The organism is Reinekea forsetii (assembly GCF_002795845.1).
GTDB classification, from domain to species: domain Bacteria; phylum Pseudomonadota; class Gammaproteobacteria; order Pseudomonadales; family Natronospirillaceae; genus Reinekea; species Reinekea forsetii.
In genome coordinates this window covers 407258-428118 of the sequence record NZ_CP011797.1, presented here as the reverse complement: position 1 = coordinate 428118, position 20861 = coordinate 407258, and the positions used below count along the sequence as shown (strand labels likewise).

The 20861-nt window shown below is 56.0% G+C and carries 18 protein-coding genes; 8 read left to right on the top strand and 10 right to left on the bottom strand.

Translation table 11 applies throughout. From position 1 onward, the window contains the following. Positions 1 to 131: 131 nt before the first annotated feature. The 5 genes from ispH to murJ all read right to left on the bottom strand — a co-directional run bounded on the left by ispH (position 132) and on the right by murJ (position 6963). Positions 132 to 1079 carry a 4-hydroxy-3-methylbut-2-enyl diphosphate reductase gene (gene ispH, locus REIFOR_RS02060; RefSeq protein WP_100255981.1) on the bottom strand — a complete coding sequence of 316 codons (948 nt, stop codon included), beginning with the start codon at positions 1077 to 1079 and terminating at the stop codon, positions 132 to 134. After that, on the bottom strand, positions 1069 to 1515 hold the full coding sequence (gene fkpB / locus REIFOR_RS02055; RefSeq protein WP_100255980.1) for an FKBP-type peptidyl-prolyl cis-trans isomerase: 447 nt from the start codon (positions 1513 to 1515) through the stop codon (positions 1069 to 1071). The genes ispH and fkpB overlap by 11 nt, the downstream gene beginning before the upstream one ends. A 91-nt stretch (positions 1516 to 1606) precedes the next feature. Continuing rightward, entirely contained in the window at positions 1607 to 4426 is a 2820-nt protein-coding gene (gene ileS, locus REIFOR_RS02050) for an isoleucine--tRNA ligase (protein WP_100255979.1), read from the bottom strand. Further along, positions 4419 to 5348 (bottom strand): bifunctional riboflavin kinase/FAD synthetase, encoded by a 930-nt coding sequence (gene ribF / locus REIFOR_RS02045; RefSeq protein WP_100255978.1) that lies wholly within the window; start codon positions 5346 to 5348, stop codon positions 4419 to 4421. Before ribF ends, ileS begins: the two co-directional genes overlap by 8 nt. 67 nt (positions 5349 to 5415) lie before the next feature. After that, complete coding sequence (gene murJ, locus REIFOR_RS02040) at positions 5416 to 6963, bottom strand: murein biosynthesis integral membrane protein MurJ (RefSeq protein WP_227003738.1); 1548 nt, start codon at positions 6961 to 6963, stop codon at positions 5416 to 5418. A gap of 290 nt (positions 6964 to 7253) precedes the next feature. Between murJ and rpsT the strand changes: the two genes are divergently transcribed. The 4 genes from rpsT to REIFOR_RS02020 all read left to right on the top strand — a co-directional run bounded on the left by rpsT (position 7254) and on the right by REIFOR_RS02020 (position 12144). Continuing rightward, positions 7254 to 7520: a 30S ribosomal protein S20 gene (gene rpsT / locus REIFOR_RS02035; protein ID WP_100255976.1), complete on the top strand. Its 267-nt coding sequence runs from the start codon at positions 7254 to 7256 to the stop codon at positions 7518 to 7520. A gap of 150 nt (positions 7521 to 7670) precedes the next feature. Beyond that, positions 7671 to 8603: a LysR substrate-binding domain-containing protein gene (locus tag REIFOR_RS02030; RefSeq protein ID WP_100255975.1), complete on the top strand. Its 933-nt coding sequence runs from the start codon at positions 7671 to 7673 to the stop codon at positions 8601 to 8603. Between the two features lie 206 nt (positions 8604 to 8809). After that, a complete protein-coding gene (locus REIFOR_RS02025; protein WP_100255974.1) occupies positions 8810 to 9952 on the top strand; it encodes an alpha-hydroxy acid oxidase in 1143 nt (380 codons plus the stop codon). 413 nt (positions 9953 to 10365) lie between these two features. Next, complete coding sequence (locus REIFOR_RS02020) at positions 10366 to 12144, top strand: DEAD/DEAH box helicase (RefSeq protein ID WP_100255973.1); 1779 nt, start codon at positions 10366 to 10368, stop codon at positions 12142 to 12144. A gap of 123 nt (positions 12145 to 12267) precedes the next feature. Here REIFOR_RS02020 and REIFOR_RS02015 read toward each other — a convergent pair whose 3' ends face one another. From REIFOR_RS02015 to REIFOR_RS02000, 4 genes are read right to left on the bottom strand one after another with little or no spacing between them, the layout of a single operon-like run. Continuing rightward, positions 12268 to 12447: a hypothetical protein gene (locus REIFOR_RS02015; protein WP_100255972.1), complete on the bottom strand. Its 180-nt coding sequence runs from the start codon at positions 12445 to 12447 to the stop codon at positions 12268 to 12270. Further along, positions 12447 to 13250, bottom strand: a complete 804-nt coding sequence (gene trpC, locus REIFOR_RS02010) for an indole-3-glycerol phosphate synthase TrpC (RefSeq protein ID WP_100255971.1) — start codon at positions 13248 to 13250, stop codon at positions 12447 to 12449. Before trpC ends, REIFOR_RS02015 begins: the two co-directional genes overlap by 1 nt. Before the next feature lie 55 nt (positions 13251 to 13305). Further along, positions 13306 to 14337: an anthranilate phosphoribosyltransferase gene (gene trpD, locus REIFOR_RS02005; protein WP_100255970.1), complete on the bottom strand. Its 1032-nt coding sequence runs from the start codon at positions 14335 to 14337 to the stop codon at positions 13306 to 13308. A 35-nt stretch (positions 14338 to 14372) separates the two neighbouring features. Next, positions 14373 to 14951 (bottom strand): anthranilate synthase component II, encoded by a 579-nt coding sequence (locus REIFOR_RS02000; RefSeq protein ID WP_100255969.1) that lies wholly within the window; start codon positions 14949 to 14951, stop codon positions 14373 to 14375. 112 nt (positions 14952 to 15063) lie between these two features. On the opposite strand from REIFOR_RS02000, the gene REIFOR_RS01995 reads away from it, so the two are divergent. From REIFOR_RS01995 to REIFOR_RS01985, 3 genes are all read left to right on the top strand, one after another. After that, positions 15064 to 15306: a Trp family transcriptional regulator gene (locus REIFOR_RS01995; protein ID WP_100255968.1), complete on the top strand. Its 243-nt coding sequence runs from the start codon at positions 15064 to 15066 to the stop codon at positions 15304 to 15306. Then, on the top strand, positions 15299 to 16702 hold the full coding sequence (locus tag REIFOR_RS01990; protein ID WP_227003737.1) for an anthranilate synthase component I family protein: 1404 nt from the start codon (positions 15299 to 15301) through the stop codon (positions 16700 to 16702). Before REIFOR_RS01995 ends, REIFOR_RS01990 begins: the two co-directional genes overlap by 8 nt. A gap of 98 nt (positions 16703 to 16800) precedes the next feature. Continuing rightward, a complete protein-coding gene (locus REIFOR_RS01985; protein WP_100255967.1) occupies positions 16801 to 17463 on the top strand; it encodes an anthranilate synthase component II in 663 nt (220 codons plus the stop codon). A gap of 107 nt (positions 17464 to 17570) precedes the next feature. Here the strand turns inward: REIFOR_RS01985 and glyA are convergent, their stop codons facing one another. Beyond that, positions 17571 to 18833 carry a serine hydroxymethyltransferase gene (gene glyA, locus REIFOR_RS01980; protein ID WP_100255966.1) on the bottom strand — a complete coding sequence of 421 codons (1263 nt, stop codon included), beginning with the start codon at positions 18831 to 18833 and terminating at the stop codon, positions 17571 to 17573. A gap of 303 nt (positions 18834 to 19136) precedes the next feature. On the opposite strand from glyA, the gene ettA reads away from it, so the two are divergent. After that, positions 19137 to 20792: an energy-dependent translational throttle protein EttA gene (gene ettA, locus REIFOR_RS01975; RefSeq protein ID WP_100258667.1), complete on the top strand. Its 1656-nt coding sequence runs from the start codon at positions 19137 to 19139 to the stop codon at positions 20790 to 20792. Positions 20793 to 20861: the final 69 nt, after the last annotated feature.

Genomic DNA, 20861 nt, shown 5'->3' with positions numbered 1-20861 from the left:
GGCGTCTCACTAATAGGACTGACTATCAGTGTAGAGCGGAGTATGGCAGCGCTAGTGACCGGTCTGATAAACGGTCACTGTGCTGCGATAGGCGGTGCGCTGGGACGGGGTTTTGTTGACCGGTTCCGCTTTTAGTCGGCGGGCGTCAGGCGTAACTCTTTGGGAATGGAGAAGGTAATGGTTTCTTGTACACCGGCCAACTCGATGGCCGCGTTGGCGCCGAGCTGTTGCAGACCCTCAACCACCTGCTTGACCAGTATTTCCGGTGCGGAGGCGCCGGCGGTCACGCCGATGCGCTCACAGCCGTCGAACCAGGTCGGGTCGAGCTGCTCAACGCTGTCGACCAGATAGGCGGTACAGCCCATCCGTTCGGCCAACTCGCGCAGTCTATTGCTGTTCGATGAGTTCGGCGAGCCGACCACGATCACTACCGAACACTCGGCCGATAGGGTCTTGACGGCATCCTGGCGATTTTGCGTGGCGTAACAAATGTCGTCCTTGCGCGGGCCCTGAATATGCTGAAATTTGGCCCGTAAGGCATCGATAATCTGCGCGGTGTCGTCCATCGAAAGGGTGGTCTGCGTCACATAGGCCAGCAATGCCGGATTCTGGACCTGCAGCTCGGCGACATCCTGTTCGTTCTCGACCAGGTAAATACCGCCGCCCTGCTGGCGCTGATATTGCCCCATGGTACCCTCGACTTCAGGGTGGCCACGATGACCGATCAGAATGCACTCCATACCCTGGGCGGCGAAGCTGGTGACTTCCAAATGCACCTTGGTCACCAGCGGACAGGTCGCGTCATAAACGCGCAGCCCGCGTTCGGCCGCTTCCAGTCGAACGGCTTGCGAGACGCCGTGGGCGGAAAAGATTACCCAGTTGTCGTCCGGTACCTCGTCGAGTTCATCGACAAAGATCGCCCCGCGCTGTTTAAGGTCTTCAACCACAAACTTGTTGTGCACCACTTCATGGCGGACATAAAGCGGTGCGCCATGCACTTCCAAGGCACGATTGACGATATCGATAGCGCGATCCACGCCGGCGCAAAAGCCGCGTGGATTGGCGAGCTTAATGTCCATCGTCGGCGACTCCGACGGCAACAATTTCAACTTCGAAGTCGAGTTCCTTGCCGGCCAGCGGATGATTGAAATCGACGACGATCGATTCGTCCTGAATATCGGCGATCACCCCGGGCAACTCGGCACCGGCAGCATCTTTAAAGGCAATGACCGTCCCCAGACTCAATTCACCGGATTCGGCAAATTGATCTTTTTTGTAAGTCTGTACATTGGACGGATTGAGCTGCCCGAACGCGTCTTCCGTGCCCACTCGAACGGTGCGCCGATCACCGGTTTCCAGACCGAGCAGATGGCGTTCAAAGCCGATCGGCAGATTACCGTCGCCAATGGTCAGGGTAGCCGGTTGCTGCTCGGGGGTACTGTCGACGACCTGGCCATCGACCAGTCGCAAGGTAAAATGTAGCGTGACCTTGGAGTTCTCATGAATTTTTGACATAGAAACAGCCTCTAAGGGTGGCGCTGCCATCACGGCATCGCCACGGGGATTTGTAACACGCTCTGCGCCGCACGCAGAACGTGAGCTCGGCTTAGGCGAAGTGGCGTTGCTCGCCAGCAGCGCTGACATTCTCGACGCACCGGCCGCATAACTCTGGGTGCGCGGCATGATTGCCGACATCCTCGGTCTGGTGCCAACAACGCCCGCATTTGGTCAGGGTCGACTTGACCACCGAGACTTTCAGGCCCGTCAATTCAGTCGGCATCGCATCGCTCGGTGTTGTCGCCAGATCGGCCAAGGTGGCAGCACTGGTGAGGGTCACAAAGCGCAGTTCATCACCTAGCTGCAGCAGCGTCGCATGCAGCTCGGCATCACAGTAGAGCGTTACCTCGGCGGTTAGCGAGCCACCGACCTTGGCTTCATTGCGGGCTTGCTCGAGCACGCCGTTAACGCCGTCCTTAACCTGCTGTACGATCGCCCAATAATCCGAATTCATCGTTTCATCGGCGGCGAATGCGCTCAGACCCGGGTACCAGGTTTCGGTAAAGACGGTGGTCTTATCCTGACCGGGTATATAGGGCCAGAGTTCATCGGCGGTAAAGCTCAGGATGGGCGCAATCCAGCGCACCATCGCTTGCAATACATGGTACATAGCGGTTTGCGCCGAACGGCGGGCCAAGGAATTTTCCTGCGCGGTGTAGAGCCGATCCTTGATGATATCGAGGTAGAATCCGCCCATATCCAAGGCACAGAAATGGTGAATTTTTTGCACCACCTGAACAAATTGATAGTTGTCGTACAGGTGCGCCAATTCGGTCTGCACACTCAGCGTTCGATCGATCGCCCAACGATCCAAGGCCAGCAAGTCGTCGACGCCCAAGGCGTCTCGAGCCGGTTCAAAGCCATTCAGATTCGACACCAGAAAGCGGGCGGTATTACGGATGCGCCGGTAGGAATCTGAGGTGCGCGTTAAGATCGCTTTGGAGAAGGCCATATCACCGGAATAGTCGGTCGAGGCCACCCAGAGGCGCAAGACATCAGCGCCAAACTGGTTAAAGACCTCTTGCGGCTCCATGCCATTGCCCAACGACTTGGACATCTTATAGCCCTTCTCATCGACCACAAAACCGTGCGTCAAGACCTGCTTGTAGGGCGCGCTGCCGTTCATCGCGACGGCGGTTTTCAACGACGATTGGAACCAGCCCCGATGTTGATCGGAGCCTTCCAGATACATATCGGCCGGGTATTGTGCCAATTCTTCGCGCTTGCTCAGGACCGAGTAATGGCTCACGCCGGAGTCGAACCAGACATCTAAGGTGTCCTGGGTTTTTTCATATTGATCGGCATCATCGATCACCGAGCTGAGATCAAAGTCGTACCAAGCATCCATACCCGACTGCTCGACCGCCAAGGCGACCGCTTCGATGATTTCTTGTAATTGCGGGTGCAACAGGCCCGTTTCTTTGTGCACCACAAAGGTGATCGGAGTGCCCCAGGTACGCTGACGTGAGATACACCAGTCAGGCGACTGACCGACCATCGCCTCGATGCGGTTCTGACCCCAGGCCGGCACCCAACGGACGCCCTTGATGGCGCTCATGGCCTGCTCTTGCAAACCCTGTGCGTCCATGCTGATAAACCATTGTGGCGTGGCACGATAGATCAGTGGCGTCTTGGTGCGCCAGCAATGAGCATAGCTGTGCGTTAACTTACCTTCACTAAGCAGTTGGCCGCGTTCTTTAACCAGAGCGATCACCTTTGGATCGACCTTGTAAACGTGCTCACCGGCAAAGTGTTCGACATTGGCGCGAAACACGCCCTTGTCATCGAGCGGATTGATCGTCTCGATACCGTATCGGCCACAGACCACGAAGTCTTCCACGCCGTGATCGGGCGCGGTATGGACACAACCGGTACCGGCGTCGAGCGTAACGTGATCGCCCAACAAAACCGGAATATCGCGATCGTAGAACGGGTGGGTAAAGACCTGCTGCTCCAACACCGTGCCGGGGAAGTGCGCCAAGATGGCGCTTTCAACCAGGCCGGTGCGCGCGAGAAAGCTTTCTAACAGGGCCTCGGCGACAATTAAGCGCACCGGTTGGTCCTGATGCGTGCTTTGCACCAGAACATAATCCAGTTCCGCGCCGACCGAGATGGCCAATGAGGACGGCAGAGTCCAGGGTGTGGTCGTCCAGATTACCGCCTGGACCGGACCTTCGCCCGCGCTGCTGCCAATGGCGGCCAAGACCTTGCTGTCGTCACGTGCGCCGTAAGCGACGTCGACATTGAAGGAGACCTTATCGTGGTATTCCACCTCGGCTTCGGCCAGGGCCGAACCGCCCACCACGCTCCAGTAGACCGGCTTAAAGCCGCGCACTAGGTGACCGGACGCGGCAATCTTGCCGAGCGCGCGAATGATGTCGGCCTCGGTCTGGAAATTCATCGTCAGGTAAGGTTGTTCCCAGCTACCGAACACACCCATGCGTTGAAAGCCGGCGCGCTGCACATCGATTTGGCTGTGCGCGTATTCACGGCATTTGGCGCGAAAGGTCTTAAAGTCGACCTTGTCGCCGGCCCGGCCGATCATCGTTTCTACCTTGTGCTCGATGGGCAGACCGTGACAGTCCCAGCCGGGCACATAGGGTGCATCGTAGCCGTTAAAACCCTTCGATTTAACGATGATATCTTTGAGAATTTTATTGACCGCATGACCGATGTGCAGGGGTCCGTTCGCATAAGGCGGACCATCATGCAAAATAAACTTAGGGCGACCCAGGCTTGCCGCGCGAATCTGCTGGTAAATGCCATTGGTTTCCCAGTTTGCCAGCATTACAGGTTCGCGTTTGGCCAGGTCACCGCGCATCGGAAAATCCGTCTGCGGTAAGTTCAAGGTTGCTTTATAGTCAGTCATCGGTACGTTTCACTTCCGTAAGTTGCGCAAACCAAGCGTGTGCGGCTTGCATATCAAGTTGTATCTGAATTTTCAGCGCGTCAAGATTAGCAAATGTTTGGGTCCCGCGCAGCCGCTTATGCAGCTGCACCGAAATACGTTGTCCGTACAGGACTCCGTCAAAATCAAAAAAATGTACTTCCAGCCAAGATCGGCTGTCGCCTACCGTCGGTTTGGTGCCCAGATTGCCCACGCCCTGTAACACTCGACCGGCAATGTCGGCGCTGACGGCAAAAACCCCGTCGGTGGCCAGGCGGTGATGCGGCAAGAGTAGGTTGGCGGTCGGCACGCCAATGGTACGACCCAATTGGCGGCCATAGATCACCCGCCCGGTTAGCGTATAGGGCTCGCCCAACAAGGCCTGCACGGCGGGTAGCTGATGCTGGCCAATTCGCTCGCGCAACTGGGTACTGCTAATGCGCTGACCGTCGACACATTGTGAGGCCAAATCGGTGACTTCAAAGTCGAAACCTTGCAAAAACTCGAAATTCCCGGCCCGATCGGCGCCAAAGCGGAAATCGTCACCAACCTGCAACCACTGAGTATTAAGCCGCTCGATCAGAATTTGCTCGACAAAGGCCTGAGCGCTGAGCCCGCGCAGCGAGGCATTAAAGGGCAATACCACCAGATGGTCGACACCCAGAGCAGCTAAGCGGCGCGCCTTATCCGACAGCGATGTCAGTCGGGCTGGGGCATCGCCGGGCCGCAAAAACTCGCGCGGCTGCGGCTCGAAGGTGACCACCACCGAGACCAGATTACGCGCTCGCGCCTGCTCGATCAGCCGGGTAATGACTTGCTGATGGCCCAGATGCACACCGTCAAAACTGCCGATCGTAACGGCAGCAGCGGGTAAGGCTTGTAGTGGCAAACGAGAGATGCGCATGGCGGGCCAGCGTGACGAAATTGGCCGCGCAGTATACCGAAAAGGGATCGCACTGTCCCGCTCCCGATCAGGGATGTTTAATGTCCTTTGGTCGCACTCCGACCAGCAACAGCGTCAGGCTATAGCTGACCAGGCCGGCGACCACCAGCAGGGCGACCACTTCGGCCCGACCAAGAAAATCATCTGGCATGGTGAGCGCGGCCGACCGGGTCATCGCCCAGAGCAGCGTGGCCATCACGGCGCTGGCGACCAGGGCGCGCAAGATGGTCGGCCCGAGCATAGGCCATTGCGGGAAGCGACCCTCCTGACGTAAATGCCAGGCGAGCAGCCCGGCATTGAGCCAGGCCGACATTGACGTTGCCAGCGCCAGCCCGGCATGCGCCAGGGGCAGAATCAACATTAGGTTAAAAGCCATATTCCAGACCATGGCCTGGATGCCGATACGCACCGGGGTGCGGGTGTCTTGGCGGGCAAAGAAAGCCGGTGCCAATATTTTGATCAACATAAAGGCCGGTAGGCCCAAGGCGTAGGCGGCCAAACTCAAGGCACTGCGTTCGACATCGAGACTGGAGAAATTTTTATATTGAAACAGCAGCGTCAAGAGCTCGCTCGGCAGCAGCACCAGGGCCACCATCGCCGGCAAGCCGATCAACAACACCAGCCGGATCGCCCAGGCCAGGGTGCGATCGAACAGGAGCGCATCTCGACCGGCGTGCAAGGTCGCCAAACGCGGCAATAGCACCGTCGCAATAGCGATGCCAATGACCCCGAGGGGCAGCTCGGTCAGCCGATCCGAATAGTAGAGCCAGCTGATCGAGCCGTCCTCGAGAAAACTGGCCAAAACCGTATCGAGCAGCAGATTGATCTGACTGACCGACACGCCAAACAGTGCCGGCACCATTAAAATCAAGATTTTTTTAACCCCGGGGTGCGTGGTGGTCCAGCTCAGTGGCGACCAAACCCCGGTCTTCAGCAGGGCCGGCCAGAGAAACAGCCATTGCAGCAGGCCCGCGATCAGCACACCCAGGGCCAAGCCGGTTTGGCCCACCTCAAACTGCGGCGCCAAGAACAGCGCCGAACCGATCAGGCATAGATTTAAAATAATAGGGGTTAGGGCCGGTGCGGCAAACTGGCCATAGGAGTTCAAGACCGAGGACGCTAGGGCCGTCAAGGATATAAACCACAGATAGGGAAAGGTCAGCTTAAGAAAGTCCGCCACCAGCCCAAGCTTGGCCGGATCGGTATGAAAGCCGGGAGCAAAGACCCAAGCCAAGATCGGCGAGGCTAGGACGGCGATAAGCGTCACCAGACCCACCAGTGCTGCCAAGTGAATTTGCACCGCTGTGACCAAGGTGCGCACACTGGCATCACCCTCAGCATGCCGAACCTCGGTCAAGACGGGTATAAAAGCTTGGTTAAAGGCGCCTTCGGCAAACAGGCGGCGCAAAAAATTGGGAATCTTAAAGGCCGCGACAAACGCATCCTGGGCGCCGCCGGTGCCAAAATAGGCCGCAAAAACCATATCACGTACCAAACCCAAGACCCTGGAGGCCATGGTAGCGGCGGATACGACCAGCGAACTGGTAAAGATTGACCTGGGGGCAGTCTGGCTCAAGGGTCGTCCTTGCATAATCAATGAAACAGCCGCGCAGTTTACAAGCACGGCGCCGTAAGCGGCAAGCGGCACGTAGGCCGCGGGCTCGATTTTCCAGCGCTTTTGAGCGTTTCAAACTAGTAAGATCGCCGAGCAGCCCCCGCGCCCACCGGATCGAGCCCGCTACTGTACCAAAAAAGACGCCAAAAACCCTGCCCAGTAAAGCTTTTCGTTGACAGGGATAAATCGAATCACTAGAATCGCGCCCTCGAAATTTATCAACACCCGTTTACCAATTTAAGGAGCATTCTGTGGCAAACTCAGCTGGATCTAAAAAGCGCGCTCGTCAGGCAGTTGTCCGCCGAGCTCGTAATTCAAGCATGCGTTCAATGGTTCGTACTTACGTCAAGAAAGTTTTAGCCCAAATTCAAACAGGCAATTACGCTGACGCAAGTAAAGCACTGGTAACCGCGCAACCCGTCCTCGACGGAATGGCGCGTAAAGGGATCATCACTAAGGCCAAAGCTGGCCGAACGATGAGCCGTTTAAATGCAAGCGTTAAGGCTCTGCAAGCCTAACTTAGGCGACCAGAATTAAAGAAACCGGCTTCGGCCGGTTTTTTTATGCCGAACGGTATTGGCCGCTGCGCCCTGGCTCGAATCGATCAAACTTGAATAACAGCGCGGCCGGCGGCTATAGTGTGTCACCTCATCGAGTAACAGCCTGCTATGCCTCACAATCCCATTACCCTCGATCTACTCAAGGTGCTCGACGCCATCGATCAGCGGGGCAGCTTTGCCGCCGCAGCACAGGCACTGCATAAGGTGCCCTCGGCCCTAACCTATACGATCCAAAAGGTGGAGCAGGATTTGGGGCTAAAACTGTTCGACCGCAGTGGCCACCGGGCCAAGCTCACCGCAGCCGGTAATTTACTGCTCGTCGAAGGGCGGTTGATCCTGCGGGACATCGAAAACCTGGCCTATTCCGCGCAACAGATCGCCAATGGTTGGGAACCGGTCATCACCTTGAGCATCGACACGCTGTACAGCAGCTCTGCCCTATTTTCGCTAATACAGCGCTTTAATCAGGTTCACCCCTTTATCAAGGTCAATCTACTTACCGGGGCCCTATCGGGCACCTGGGAGCCGCTGTTAAACCGCAAGGCCGACCTGGTAATCGCCAACGATCATAGCGATCCGAAACAGGAAGGCTTCGACAGTCGAACGCTTGGCGCGGTCACCATGATGTTTGTCGTCAATCGCGACCATCCCTTGGCAGGCGATGCCTGCTCGGTCACCGAAGCCATGATCGACGAGTACCCTGTTATCGTCGTGCGCGATTCGAGCCTCCTGCTCGCTCCCATGACCGTCGGCTGGACACGCCAGACCAAGGTCATCACGGTATCGAGCATGGCGGAAAAGATTGCCGCCCAGAAAACGGGGCTGGGCGTGGGCTTTCTGCCCAAGCATCGAATTGAGGCCGAATTGCTCAGCGGTGAGCTGATCGCACTGAAAATCAATGACCACGCCTTCGATGCCAAGGTGGCCTGGCGCAAGGGTACGCCCGGCCCGGCCCTGCAATGGCTGTTAAACGAGCTGACCGGCGCCGACATTGGGCTAGTCGATGACGCCGCCCCTACACCTTTGGCGTCGATCGAGTAAGGCGCACGTGCAGATCCGCCGCCCCTATTTGCAAAATTGGTCAGACCACTCTTAAGTCGAGCAACCGCCCGTGCCATAAGGCCTGGCCGGCTGTTGACGATGGCGGCCGGTGCGCTTCACCTAACACCATTGAATATCAGGCCCGACTCGCCAACACTGCTGAGTAAGAATCGCACTGCAAACCAACACAACAATAAGAGGTGACTATGACCATTTGCACTATTGAAGATCTGCGCATAAAGGCCCAAAAACGCGTGCCGCGAATGTTTTATGACTACGCCGACTCAGGCTCGTGGACCGAATCGACCTACAGAGAAAATTCCAGTGACTTCCAGAAGATAAAGCTGCGCCAACGCATCGCCGTCGATATGACCGATCGCAGCACCGCTCTGCCGATGATAGGCCAACAAACCACCATGCCGGTCGCCTTGGCGCCGACGGGTTTAACCGGCATGCAGCACCCCGATGGGGAAATTAAGGCTGCGCTAGCGGCGGAGAAGTTCGGTGTCCCCTTTACCCTATCGACCATGAGCATCTGTTCCATTGAAGATGTCGCCGCCAACACCACAGAGCCCTTCTGGTTTCAGATGTATGTGATGAAAGACAAGGTGTTCGCCGAAAACCTGATCAACCGAGCTAAGGCCGCAGGCTGTTCGGCTCTGGTACTAACCCTAGATCTGCAGATTATCGGCCAACGCCACAAGGATGTGCGCAACGGACTGTCCACCAACCCATTACTGACGCTCAAGGGTTGGGGCCAGATTCTCACTCGACCGGCCTGGTGTTTGAGCATGCTCAGCACACGCCGCCATTCCTTTGGTAATATCGTCGGTCATGCCGAGGGGGTTAGCGATGTAAATTCCTTATTTTCGTGGACCGCGGAACAATTTGATCCAGCCCTAAATTGGTCAGATGTCCAATGGATCAAGGCGCGCTGGGGCGGCAAATTAATTCTCAAAGGCATTCTGGATGTCGAGGACGCCAAGTTGGCGGTGCAGGCCGGGGCTGATGCCATTATCGTCTCCAACCATGGCGGTCGCCAACTCGATGGCGCACCGTCCACGATCTCCCAGCTGGGGGCCATCGTCGATGCTGTGGGCGATCAGATTGAAGTCCATATGGACGGCGGCATTCGCAGCGGCCAGGACGTACTCAAGGCCATCGCCTTGGGCGCCAAAGGCACTTACATCGGCCGACCCTTTCTCTATGGGCTCGGTGCCATGGGTGAAAAGGGCGTAACCACCGCATTGGAGATTATCCATAAGGAATTGGATCTGACCATGGCATTCTGTGGTGAACGCCAGTTGAGCAATATCAACCGCAGCCACCTGCTGCCGGGAACCTTTTAGACCGGCTTCACGCTCAGAGTCAAGCGCTGCCCAGCGCGCGTTACTGTTTTGTTCCGTGTCCGCTCGGACGGCCTCGAGGCAATATCGTCGCGCCCCACAGGCCATTCCGATACTTATTACCTAGCGTCGCAAAAATAAACAGACAATTTTATACAGGATCTGTATACTCCGCGCCGCCAAGGTGACCCAGCCTGCAATTGTGCAGCTCAGGAATGAGCATTTTGTTTTTCATGACGATCTACAGGGTTATTCGCAATCAGATGCGACACGGGGCGCAGCCTGCCTTCACCTTTGCGCGGTTTTATTTTACACCGCACCAGCTTTGACGCTGGAATCGACCTGGATGGCCTGCCACCGGAATCACCCTTTAGTGCTTACATTGAGTACAGCACTTATTTGATCGAGAATCTTAAATGTCTGAAAACATCACCTTTGCCGACCTGGGCCTAACGCCTGCTATATTGGCCACGCTGGAATCATTGGGTTATGAAAGCCCAACCCCGATTCAAAGCCAAGCTATTAAATCCCTGATGGAAGGCCGTGACGTACTCGGCTTGGCGCAGACCGGAACCGGCAAAACCGCCGCCTTCTCACTGCCCTTGCTGTGTAAGATCGACACCAGCCTCAACACCCCTCAGGCACTGGTTCTGTGTCCAACGCGCGAGTTGGCGATCCAGGTTGCTGAAGCCTTCCAGGTCTATGCCCGCGGCGTGAAAGGTTTTCACGTCCTGCCCATTTACGGCGGCACCGACATGCGTAACCAGTTACGCGCGTTAAAACAGAATCCTCAAGTTATCGTCGGCACACCAGGCCGCGTCATGGACCACTTGCGTCGTGGCACCCTGGATCTGTCCGATCTGAAGCATATGGTCCTCGACGAAGCCGACGAGATGTTGCGCATGGGCTTTATTGAAGACATCAACTGGATCCTGGAACACACCCCAGAAGAAAAGCAGACGGCGATGTTTTCGGCCACCATGCCCGGCCAGATCAAGCGCATCACCGACCGTTATCAGAAAGATCCAATCAAGATTGAAATCAAGGCCAGCAGCCAAGAGCAAAGCCGCATCGATCAGTTCGTCTGGCGTGCTCAGGGTCTGGACAAGTTGGAAGCTCTAACTCGTTTGCTCGAAGTGGAAGAATGGAATGCCATCATCATCTTCGTGCGGACTCGAGTAGAGTGTCAGTTCCTGTCGGAAAAACTCTCGGCACGCGGCTATGCAGCCACCGCCCTGAGTGGTGAAGTTGCCCAGAAGCAACGTGAAGACATACTCAATTCAATGCGCGGCGGCAAGCTGGACATCCTGATCGCGACCGACGTTGCCGCGCGCGGCCTGGACATCGAACGGATCACCCACGTCATCAACTGGGATATCCCAGGCGACGTCGAGACCTATACCCATCGTATTGGCCGTACTGGTCGAGCCGGCCGCAGTGGTAAAGCGATCCTCTTTGTTAAGCCACGTGAACAGCGGATCTTGCGCGATATCGAACGGGCTACTAAGTCGGTCCTGAAAGATTACCCGATGCCGTCAGCGGCACAGTTGGGCGAATACCGGGCGGAGCAGTTCAAAGCCAGCGTGTCCGAGCTCGTTGAAAAGGGCTCCTTGGATTATTTCAAAGCCATGGTGACCAGCTGGATCGAAGCCGAAGACGAAGAGGTCGATATCCTCGACATCGCAGCCGCTCTGGCTAAGATGGCGCAAGAAGACAAGCCTTTGCAGATCCCGAAAGATCCGGTCGTGCATGCGCGCAGTCGCGAAAGCCATGACCGCAATGATCGCGGTGATCGTGGCGACAGCCGGCCAAGCCGCCCACGCTCCGACAGTGCGCCCGGTCGTAAGCGTGAACTGAGCTATGATGCCAGCACCTACCGGCTCGACATCGGTCGTCAAGATGGCGTCGAAGCCGGTTCCATCGTTGGTGCCATTGCCAATGAAGGCGGCATTGAAGGTCGCTTCATCAACAACATCACCATCAAGGACACCTTCACCCTGGTTGACTTACCCAAGGGTATGCCGGCCGATATTCTGCAACATCTGCAGAAGACTCGGGTTAAGGGACGACCATTGAATATCCGTGAGTGGTCTGAGTCGACTCCAGCCGGCGGCGCAGAGCGCAAGCCAGCACCACGTCGTGATGCCAGCGGCAGCAGCGATCGCAAGCCAGCACCGCGTCGTCGTTCAGAATAGATCAGCCGGCGGCTCACGCCGCCTCGCGGTAGGTCATAAAAAAAGCGCGCTCAGTGCAAACTGAGCGCGCTTTTTGTTGGCCTCGATAAAAGCCCCATACCCTCAAACGGACGGAGCCCCGCGCTAACCGATAAAGTACTTGATGGCCGCGGCAATGAGCATGATCGGCACCAGAATACGGAACCATTTACTGTAACTGGCCTGTTGCTCGGCCGTGACCTGGGTCGGATTACGAGAGGTAATAAAGAGCACCAGGGCCATAACAACCCCCAGTACCAGAAGAATTTGCACGATCGGTAGCATTAATAGTCTCCAAAAAGTTCGGCAAGTTTGTCACCCGGTTGATCGGCGCGCATAAAGGCTTCGCCAACCAAATAGGCGTTTATCTGGTTATCGCGCATCAGACGGACATCGGCGCCACTGAGGATGCCGCTCTCGGTCACCAGCAAACGCTCGGGGTCGAGCATTTCCTTCAGATCCAGTGTCGTCTGCAGGGACACCTCAAAGGTGTGCAGGTTACGGTTATTGACCCCAATCAGGCGGTTGTCGACCGTCAAGGCCACGCGCAGCTCGGAAGCATCGTGCACCTCGATCAACACCTCCATACCGTATGCGATAGCCTGCGCATGCAAATCGCGTAGCTGAATGGGATCCAACGCCGAGACAATCAATAGCACACAGTCGGCGCCGATCGCCTTGGCTTCGGCGATCTGGTAGGGGTGAATCAAGAAGTCTTTGCGGATCACCGGCAGGCCGACAGTCTCGCGGACTTGAATCAGATAGTCTTCGTGGCCCTGGAAGAAATCTGCATCGGTCAACACCGACAGGCAGGCCGCCCCGCCGCGCTCATAACTTTCGGCGATGGCCTGGGGAATAAAGGGCTCACGCAAGACACCCTTGCTCGGTGACGCCTTTTTAATTTCGGCGATAACCGCCGCCTGGCCTTGGTCAATTTTATTGAGCAATGCCTGGGTAAAGCCGCGCGGCGGCGCATAGCGGTCAAATTCCTGTTCCAGGTCGCGCATCGACTTAATACGTTTGCGCTGCTGCACTTCCTGCACTTTACGATCCAGGATTTCATTCAAAATGGTCGGTCTGTTGTTCATTGGGTTACCAAAAATAGAGGTCAATAGGGTGGGCCGAGCGCGACCCATTATAGGGCTAGCCGGCACTCTGACTGAACTGAGCGAATTCGCGCAACTTCTCGCGCGCCAGGCCTGAAGCAATGGCGTCTTCGGCCATGCTAACGCCGTGTGCAAAGCTGGTGGCCACACCGGAAACATAGATGGCGGCCCCGGCATTGAGTGCAATCAGGTCGGCGGCGCGGTTACTGACCTCATCGCCAGAGCCATCGAACACCGCCTGGATCAGCGCCAAACTGCCGGCCACGCCGTCGGCCGATAAGCCGACCATGGCCTGCGTCGCCAAGCCAAAATCTTCCGGCGCCACGGTGTAGGTGTTCACCTGACCGTCCTTCAGCTCCGCAACGAAGGTTGCCGCGGACAGGCTGAACTCGTCATGACCGTCCAACGAATGCACCACCATAACATGCTCACTGCCGAGCTGTTTTAGCGCTAGGGCGAGCGGTTCGCAGAGCTCAGCGTTAAAGACGCCGACCACTTGCCGCGTTACACCGGCGGGATTGGTCAGCGGGCCGAGCATATTAAAGATGGTGCGCATGCCCAGTTCTTTGCGCGGGCCCATGGCATAGCGCATGGCACTGTGATGCGCTTGGGCAAACATAAAGCCGACGCCGATCGTTTCGATCGCCCGGGCTATGGCACTTGGTGGCAAGGCCAGCTCGACACCGGCCGCCTCGAGCAGGTCGGCGCTGCCAAAGGTCGAGGACACACCTCTATTACCGTGCTTGGCAACATGCGCGCCGGCCGCAGCCGCGACAAAGGCGCTGGCGGTTGAGACATTGAAGAGTTTTTGCCCCGAGCCGCCGGTACCACAGGTGTCCACTAGGTGGTCGGCGGTTACCGGTACTTTGGTCGACAGTTCACGCATCACGGTCACCGCGCCGGTGATTTCCTCAACCGTCTCACCCTTCATGCGCAAGCCCATGAGAAAAGCGCCAATCTGCGCATCGCTGCATGCACCGGTCATAATGGAACGCATCACATCGCTCATTTCCGGTTGGCTGAGGTGACCGTGACCGGCAATACGCTCCAGTGCTTGTTTAATATCCATAAAGCCTCGCTGTGGCCAGGAACCGCCCTGACCGGTTATCGGGTGACAAAATTGCTTAATAGCGCCAGACCCTGTTCGGTTAAAATCGACTCGGGATGGAACTGGACGGCTTCTAAGCGCAATTCAGTGTGCCGGATCGCCATTATTTCGTCTAGCGAACCCTGGGCATCTTCGGTCCAGGCCGTGACCTCAAGACAGTCGGGAATGGAGTGTTGCTCCAGGGCCAGAGAATGATAGCGCGTGGCATTAAAGGGTGACGGCAGACCGGCAAATACGCCCTGTTGGCGATGATGGATGGCCGACGTTTTACCGTGCATAACCTGCTTGGCCCGCACCACCTTGGCGCCAAACACCTGACCCAACGCCTGACAACCTAGGCAAACGCCAAAGATCGGCAGCGCCGCGCCAAAGTGTCGGATCGCGGCGAGCGATATGCCGGCCTGATCGGGCGTACCCGGACCCGGCGAAATCATTATCTGGTCCGGGGCCAAGGCCGCAATACCGGCCAGATCGATCTCATCGTTAAGCTTGACCACAACCTCAATCGACAGCGACTCCAGATAGTTCACCAGGGTATAGGTGAAGGAGTCATAATTATCGATCATCAACAACATGCTGGCATTCCGTTTAATATCCCATGCGAAAAAGCGCGCGCCAGTTTAACACCGAATCGATGCGTGAAAACTAGAGTTGACTCTAGCGCAAAATGTTATAGCATACTAGTACATGAATACAAACAATCCCGAACAGATCGCATTACTCGACCATCTCTTGACCGCGCAAAGCCGGACCGAGATGGCCCATTGCCTTGAGCAGCTGTTAACACCGTCCGAATATGAGGAAATAGTCAAACGACTGCAGATCTTCCGGATGTTGGTTCAAGGTGTACCGCAACGTAAAATTGCCGAACAACTCGGCGTTGGTATCGCGACGGTTTCGCGCGGCGCCAGGGCTCTTAAGGATGACTGATACTGCCATGGTGCAACCGTTAAAATTTACCCTGCCGCGCAAGCCGCAATATCTCAAGGTCGCCGACCACTGCGATTTCTTTGAACTGTTCAAAAAAGTCGATAAGGCCTATGACAACTGTTTTATTCTCGAATCGCTCGGTGAGGACAGCCATATCGCCCGGCACAGCATTATTGGCTTCGACCCCGAAAAGGTGATCTTCGCCAATGGCGATCAACTAACCATTACCGAGCGCGACGGCTCCCAGGTCCATTATCAGAGTGACAATCCATATGAGCTGCTGCGCACGCTGATGCCACAGGATATTATTTCGCGCATGTACGCCGGCGGCCTGACCGGCTACTTGGGTTACGATGCGATGAACTATTTTGAAGCCAAGCTCGATATTCAAACCAGTGAGCTGTTCGATGCCTTCCGTTTTGGCCTCTATAAGGACGGCCTGGTGTGCGACAAGATGACCGGGGAGGTGTTCTATTTTTATTACGACAACAACCGCATCGATCGGGTGACGCAATTGCTTGCCAGCAGCTACCCAGGCAATGGCCCCTTGACGGTCACGGCCACCGGCGACAGCATGTCACGCGAACAGCATCGCGCCGCCGTGCTCAAGGTTAAGCAAGACATAATCGATGGCAAAATCTTCCAAACCGAGGTCGGGTTCAAGAAGTATTTCAGCCTGGATGGCGACACCATCAACCTCTATGAAAAACTGCGCGACGTGAACCCCTCGCCGCAGATGTACTACGTTAAGTTTGGCGCCCAAAAACTGATCGGGGCCAGCCCAGAACTGCTGTTCCGTCTGCGTCAAGGTGAAATGGAGACCTTTCCGTTGGCCGGCACCACCCTGCGCGGCACGACGCCGGAAGGCGACACCCTGCTCGCGCGCGCCTTATTGAACGATCCCAAAGAGATCGCCGAGCACAATATGATTGTCGATCTGCACCGCAACGATATTGGCCGGGTGGCACGCTTTGGCACCGTCAAGGTGCGCAGTCTGATGGACATCAAACGTTTCAGCCATGTGCAGCACATCTCCAGTGAGATCGTCGGCATTATCGCCGAGCAAGAGGATATGTTCAGCGCCTTGGCGAGCAACTTTCCGGCCGGCACCCTAACCGGGGCACCGAAGATTGAGGCGATGAAAATCATCAACGACCTGGAGTCCGACGGACGCGGTCCCTACGGTGGCGCGGTCGGGCACTTTTCTTTCAATGGCGACTGCACCTTTGCTATTCCCATTCGCACCATCTTCGCCAATGGCGACCAGGCTTATGTGCAAACCTGCGGCGGCAATGTGTACGACTCCAACCCCGACGATGAGTACGAAGAAATTCAACGCAAGTTTGCCGGCACGCGCAAGGTCTTGGAGCAATTTATGACGCCCGAGCCAAGCTAACAACTCGCGCTCCGAGCACTCAACCAACCGGTCATCGACCGGGCTAATAATTCCGACCCGGTGTCCGTGTGACCCCGGGTGCTATAAGGTAAGCCAACATGAACGTACTGATCATCGACAATTACGATTCTTTCACCTTCAATCTGTATCAATATATAGGTGAAATACTGTCCTCCGCGCAGAGCCGAGGCGACCTAGGTGAGTTCAAGGTGAGCGTCAAACGCAACGATGAACTGAGCCTGGCCCAGATCCAAGAACTGCGACCGGACCGAATTATTATTTCACCTGGGCCTGGCTCACCCGACGATGAGCGTTACTTTGGCGTTTGCACCGAGGTAATTCGTACCCTGGGTCCGACCACACCATTGCTGGGCGTTTGCCTGGGCATGCAAGGCATAGTGCACAGCTTTGGCGGGCATATCATCAAGGCGCCGGTGCCGATGCATGGCAAGGTTAGCCCCATCCAGCACGACCAGCGTGGGCTCTTCACCGGTGTCCCCGACCAATTAGAGGTCATGCGCTATCATTCGCTGATCGCCAATCCGAAAACCCTACCCGATTGCCTGCGCGTAACCTCGGCCGTGGGTGCCCTGGCCGCCGCCGATTTCGACGACCGCAGTCAGCTGCAGAGCGACGCGGACTTTGAGATTATGGCCGTACAACATATCGATTACCCGATCTATGGGATTCAATTTCATCCGGAATCCTTTGCCACCGAAGGCGGTAAGGACCTGATTCGTAACTTCTTATTTCAGGCCTAGGGTCGCTCGACAGGCTGCTTGAGTAACATCGGCGCAAAAAAAACCAGCCTAAATAGACTGGTTTTTTTATCGGCGAGATCCGCCTAGACGGCGCGCCTTAGGCTCTCTTAGCGATAGACTGGCAAGGAAGCGCAGATCGCAATCACCTTGGCTTTGACTTCAGCGATCATCGCATCGGCGTTGCCCGTTTCCAGCGCATCCAGCACATCACAGATCCAATTGGTCAACTGGGTCGCTTCGGCCTCATTAAAACCGCGGCGCGTGATCGATGGCGTACCAATGCGCAGACCCGAGGTTACAAAAGGTGAGCGCGGATCATTGGGTACCGAGTTCTTGTTGACGGTAATGTTCGCCAAACCCAAGGCCGCATCAGCGTCTTTGCCCGAGTAAGATTTGCCGATCAAATCGACCAAAAACAAGTGATCTTCAGTGCCGTTGGAGACAATGCGGATACCGCGCGCCATAAAGGCCGCCGCCATCGCCTTGGCATTCTTAACCACCTGGGCTTGATACAGCTTGAATTCAGGCTCCATTGCTTCTTTAAAGCAGACGGCCTTGCCGGCAATAACGTGCATCAACGGGCCGCCCTGACTTTCAGGGAAGACGGCAAAGTTCAACTTCTTGTTCAAAGCCTCATCGTTGTGCGCCAGGATCAGGCCGCCGCGCGGGCCGCCCAATGTTTTATGGGTGGTGGTGGTGACCACATCGGCGAACGGCATCGGGCTCGGGTAGACACCCGCCGCGACTAGGCCGGCAATGTGCGCCATGTCGACGAACAGGAAGGCACCCACTTCGTCGGCAATGGCACGAAAACGCGCCCAGTCGACGATCAGTGAGTAAGCTGAAAAGCCGGCTACGATCATCTTTGGCTTATGCTCACGGGCTAGAGCGTCAACCTGGTCGTAATCGATTTCACCGGTATCGGTATTCAGACCGTACTGAACCGCGTTGTAGATTCGGCCAGAGAAGGACACTGATGCACCGTGGGTCAGGTGACCACCGTGCGCCAGACTCATGCCGAGGATAGTATCGCCAGGCTTACACAGGGCCATATAGACCGCGCCATTGGCCTGTGAACCGGAGTGAGGCTGGACGTTGGCAAATTCCGCGCCAAACAGCTCTTTGGCCCGATCGATGGCCAGTTGCTCGACCACATCGACGTGTTCACAACCGCCGTAATAACGCTTACCGGGATAACCTTCGGCATATTTATTGGTCAGCTGAGACCCCTGGGCCTCCATAACGCGCGGCGAGGTGTAGTTCTCTGAGGCGATCAATTCTATATGCTCTTCCTGACGCACACGTTCCGCTTCCATTGCCTGCCACAGGTCGGCATCGTAATCGGCAATATTCATGGTTTTTTCAAACATTAGACTCTCCAATGTGTTGGAAGCCTCAGTTAAGACACCGCAACCGCAGACCATAACTAGGGCTTCGTAAAAATCGATATAACAACCAGGCTTTGCCAGGCATTTTACCGGTCAGGAAGACGGCGTATTTTACACAAACCCACGCGCAATCCCAGAAAAAGGGCTTATTTAGTCGTATGTTGTTAAATTGTTATGCTTTCGCTGCAATCAAACGACGGCAGCGGACTATTTATAGCATTGAAGTGACTTACACCCGCGCATCCATTAAAATTGCTCACCTATTTTTCAGACAAGGATCCTTCGGTGGCTCAATACGTATTTACCATGAATCGCGTCGGCAAGATCGTCCCGCCGAAACGAGAAATCCTGAAAAATATCTCCCTATCTTTCTATCACGGCGCGAAAATTGGCGTCTTGGGTCTAAACGGCTCCGGTAAGTCTACATTGCTGCGCATCATGGCCGGCCTCGACACCGAAATCCTCGGCGAAGCGCGCCCCCAGCCAGGCTTGAAGATTGGCTATCTACCGCAAGAACCAGAGCTGGATAACAGCAAGTCGGTACGTGAGATAGTGGAAGAGGCGCTCAGCGGTCTTAAAAATGCCCAGGTAGAACTTGATGCAGTATACGCAGCCTATGCCGAACCGGATGCTGATTTTGACAAGTTAGCCCAGAAGCAACAGGAACTGGAAAACATCATCAATGCCGCCGACGGTCACAACACCGAGACCCGTTTGGAAATAGCCGCCGATGCCCTGCGTCTGCCACCTTGGGACGCCCGGGTCGAACATCTGTCTGGCGGCGAACGCCGCCGAGTCGCACTGTGCCGATTACTGCTGTCCAACCCCGATATGTTGTTACTCGACGAGCCGACCAACCACCTCGATGCGGAATCAGTGGCTTGGCTAGAACGCTTCCTACACGAGTTTACCGGCACCGTGGTCGCCATTACCCACGACCGTTACTTCCTCGATAATGTCGCCGGCTGGATCCTCGAGCTCGACCGCGGACAGGGCATCCCGTTTGAAGGCAATTACAGCCAATGGCTCGAAAACAAGCAACAGCGTCTGGACGTCGAATCGAAGCAGCAGTCAGCCCACAGTAAGGCCATGAAAGCCGAACTGGAGTGGGTGCGTCAGGGCTCCAAAGGCCGTCAATCCAAGTCTAAGGCTCGCCTCAAGCAGTTTGAAGAAATGAATTCGCAAGAGTTTCAAGCGCGCAATGAAACCAATGAGATGTATATCCCACCTGGACCACGCTTGGGCGATATCGTGATTGAAGCCGAAGGCGTGAGTAAGTCCTTCGATGGCCGATTGCTCTATGAGGATCTCAACTTTGTTATCCCACCGGGTGCCATCGTCGGTATTATCGGCGGCAACGGTGCGGGTAAATCGACTCTGTTTAATATGATCGCCGGCACGCAGCAACCCGATGATGGCACGATTCGCATCGGTGAAACCGTCAAGCCGGCTTACGTTGGCCAGTTACGCGAACTCAATGGCGACAATACGGTCTGGGAAGAGATCTCCGGCGGCATGGACACCATTACCATCGGTACCTATGAAACCTCATCGCGAGCCTATCTGGGCCGATTTAACTTCAAGGGCGGCGACCAGCAGAAGTTTGTTAAGAACCTCTCCGGTGGCGAGCGCAATCGGTTATTTCTAGCCAAGGTGCTGCAAGAAGGTGGCAACGTGGTCATGCTCGATGAGCCGACCAACGATCTGGATATTGAAACCTTGCGCGCACTGGAAGAGGCGATCTTGGCCTTTCCCGGCGTGGCCATCGTCATTTCCCACGATCGCTGGTTTCTCGACCGTATCGCAACGCATATATTGGCCTTCGAAGGCGATTCTAAGGCGGTCTTTTTTGAAGGCAACTTTACCGAATACGACGCCGACCACCGCAAACGTCACGGCAATGAAGGCCCTAAACGCCTGAAGTACAAGCGCATTAAATAGCCGTCGCGGCAGCCCCGCGACTCGGCCGAAGATGATCTATACTCTAAAGCAATGTACGTGCTGCTCGAT